The sequence below is a fragment of the Actinotalea sp. C106 genome, assembly GCF_023630195.1.
Classification (GTDB): Bacteria; Actinomycetota; Actinomycetes; order Actinomycetales; family Cellulomonadaceae; genus Actinotalea.
Map to the genome: position 1 here is coordinate 1 of NZ_JALPKN010000368.1, position 2,619 is coordinate 2,619.

The following is a 2,619-nucleotide window of genomic DNA, read 5'->3' on the forward strand; positions in this document are numbered from 1 at the left end:
GGGCAGAGCTCGCTGCCCAGCCGGGGCTGCACGCCGCGGGGGCGTGGCTCGCCGGCACCGGCCTGGCGGCCGTGGTGGCCGACGCCCGACGGATGGCCGCCTCCCTCGTGTGAGACCTGTCACGCGGGGGGTCGGAATAGATCGAGGAGACCCTCGGAAAGGCATCGCCGATACCTCCGGGAACAGGGCTGATCTTCCTTTCTGACAACGTGTCCGAATGTTCTGACGACCTGTCATCTCAGGGACGGGTGCTGCGGATTTTCGCATTTCCCTCTGCTCCACCAGACTTCACCCATGACCTCTGCAGCCGATGCCGTGCAGGACGTCCCCGAGCCCGGGGCCTGGACCCTCTGGACGGTGCTGCGCCGTCCCGACACGCCGACCGACCCGCGGCCCACCACCCCCCTGCCCGACCTCGCCCACGCCGCCGTCGAGCCCGGCGAGGGGGTCGAGCTGCGCGGGGTCTACGACGTCTCGGGCATGCGCGCCGACGCCGACCTGATGATCTGGCTGCACGGCGAGAGCCCCGAGGGCCTGCAGGCCGCGATCCGCCGGTTGCGCCGCACCACCGAGCTCGCGCCGCTGACCCCGAGCTGGTCCGCGATGGGGGTGCACCGCCCGGCCGAGTTCAGCGCCAACCACCTGCCGGCCTACATGCGGGACACCACGCCCAAGCAGTGGATCACCGTGTACCCCTTCGTCCGGTCCTACGAGTGGTACCTGCTGCCGACCGAGGAGCGCCGTGCGATGCTCGGTCAGCACGGCCGCATGGGCCGTGAGTACCCCCAGGTGCTGTCCAACACGGTCGCCTCGTTCACGCTGGGCGACTACGAGTGGATCCTCGGTCTCGAGGCCGACGAGCTCGTGGAGCTGGTCGACCTCATGCGCTACCTGCGTGAGACCGACGCGCGTCGCCACGTGCGCGAGGAGGTCCCCTTCTTCACCGGACGGCGCATCGAGGTCGACGAGGTCGCGGAGGTCCTGCTGTGAGCACACCGGTCGAGTCCGGTCCTGAGTTCGTCCGAGCCACCGAGGTGGGGCCGCAGACGCTGCCCGACCGTGAGCCCCAGGCCCCCGCGCCCTACGACGCGATCCTGCTGGTCTCCTTCGGCGGCCCCGAGGGTCAGGACGACGTCCTGCCCTTCCTGCGGAACGTCACCCGCGGCCGCGGGATCCCCGACGAGCGCCTCGAGGAGGTCGCGCACCACTACCGCCACTTCGGCGGGGTGAGCCCGATCAACGACCAGAACCGCGCCCTGCAGGCCGCCCTGGCCGCCGAGCTCGAGTCCCGCGGCATCGACCTGCCCGTGCTGTGGGGCAACCGCAACTGGGACCCCTTCCTCACCGACGCCGTGCGTGAGGCCCACGCGGCGGGCCACCGGCGCCTGCTCGCCGTGGTGACCAGCGCGTACTCCTCGTACTCCTCGTGCCGCCAGTACCGCGAGGACCTCGCCGAGGCCATCGCCGAGACGGGCCTCGAGGGCGAGATGCACATCGACAAGGTGCGCCAGTACTTCGACCACCCCGGCTTCGTCACCCCCTTCGTCGAGGGCGTGCGCGAGGCGCTGCTCCGCACCCAGGAGAAGCTCCCCGAGATCGACCTGGCCCGCGAGGCCCACGTCCTCTTCGCGACCCACTCCATCCCGACGACGACGGCGGTCTCCTCGGGCCCGCCCGTCGCGAACCTCGGGCCCGACGGCGCGTACGCCGCCCAGCACCGTGCGGTGGCCGAGGTCGTCATGGCCAGCGCAGGGGCCGGCGGGGACCTGGGCACGGGTGGCTCGGCGGCCCACCTGGCCGCGGTGCCGTGGTCGCTGGTCTACCAGTCCCGCAGCGGCGCCCCGAGCACCCCGTGGCTCGAGCCCGACATCAACGACGCGATCACCGAGCTCGCCGAGCAGGGCACCAAGGCCGTGGTCATCGTCCCGCTGGGGTTCGTCTCGGACCACATGGAGGTCCTGTGGGACCTCGACGAGGAGGCCATGGAGACGGCCACCGAGGCGGGTCTGCACGCCGAGCGCGTCCCCACCCCGGGCATCCACCCGGCGTACGTGGGCGGCCTGATCGACCTGGTGACCGAGCGCCTCGCCGTCGACGGCGAGCCCTCGGGCCCGGGCAGCGAGGTCAAGGCCCGTCCCGCGCTCACCCCGCTGGGTCCCTGGTACGACGTGTGCCGGCCCGGCTGCTGCGCCAACCCGCGCGGCCCCAAGCCGGCCCTGTCCGGGATCGCCCCCTGATCCCCGCGGGCCGCCGGCTCGGGGCCCACGCCAGGAGGGCGACGCGGCGATGAGCACGGTCCGGATCGGCACCCGGGGCAGCGCCCTCGCGCTGACCCAGACCGGGCACGTCGCCGACGCCCTGCGTGCCGCGACGGGCTGGGGCGAGGAGCAGGTCGAGCTGGTGCGGGTGCGCACCGAGGGTGACGTGCTCACCGGGTCCCTCGCCTCGCTGGGCGGGACCGGCGTGTTCGTGGCGGCCCTGCGCGAGGCCGTGCTCATGGGGCGCTGCGACGTCGCCGTGCACTCCCTCAAGGACCTGCCCACGGCCGAGGCCCCCGCCCTGACCGTCGCGGCCGTGCCCCGGCGGGAGGACCCGCGCGACGCCCTGTGCGCCCGCGAC

At 73.3% G+C, this 2,619-nt stretch carries 2 protein-coding genes and 1 pseudogene; all 3 read left to right on the top strand.

The features are described 5' to 3' along the window. The first annotated feature begins 294 nt into the window (after window positions 1-294). On the top strand, window positions 295-990 hold the full coding sequence (gene hemQ / locus L0B03_RS16410) for a hydrogen peroxide-dependent heme synthase (RefSeq protein WP_250447865.1): 696 nt from the start codon (window positions 295-297) through the stop codon (window positions 988-990). Window positions 991-1,034: 44 nt separating this feature from the next. Continuing rightward, window positions 1,035-2,237, top strand: coding sequence for a ferrochelatase (locus L0B03_RS16415; protein ID WP_250447867.1), 1,203 nt, complete (start codon window positions 1,035-1,037; stop codon window positions 2,235-2,237). A gap of 49 nt (window positions 2,238-2,286) precedes the next feature. Continuing rightward, window positions 2,287-2,619 (top strand): annotated as a pseudogene (locus L0B03_RS16420) (hydroxymethylbilane synthase); the annotation flags it as partial.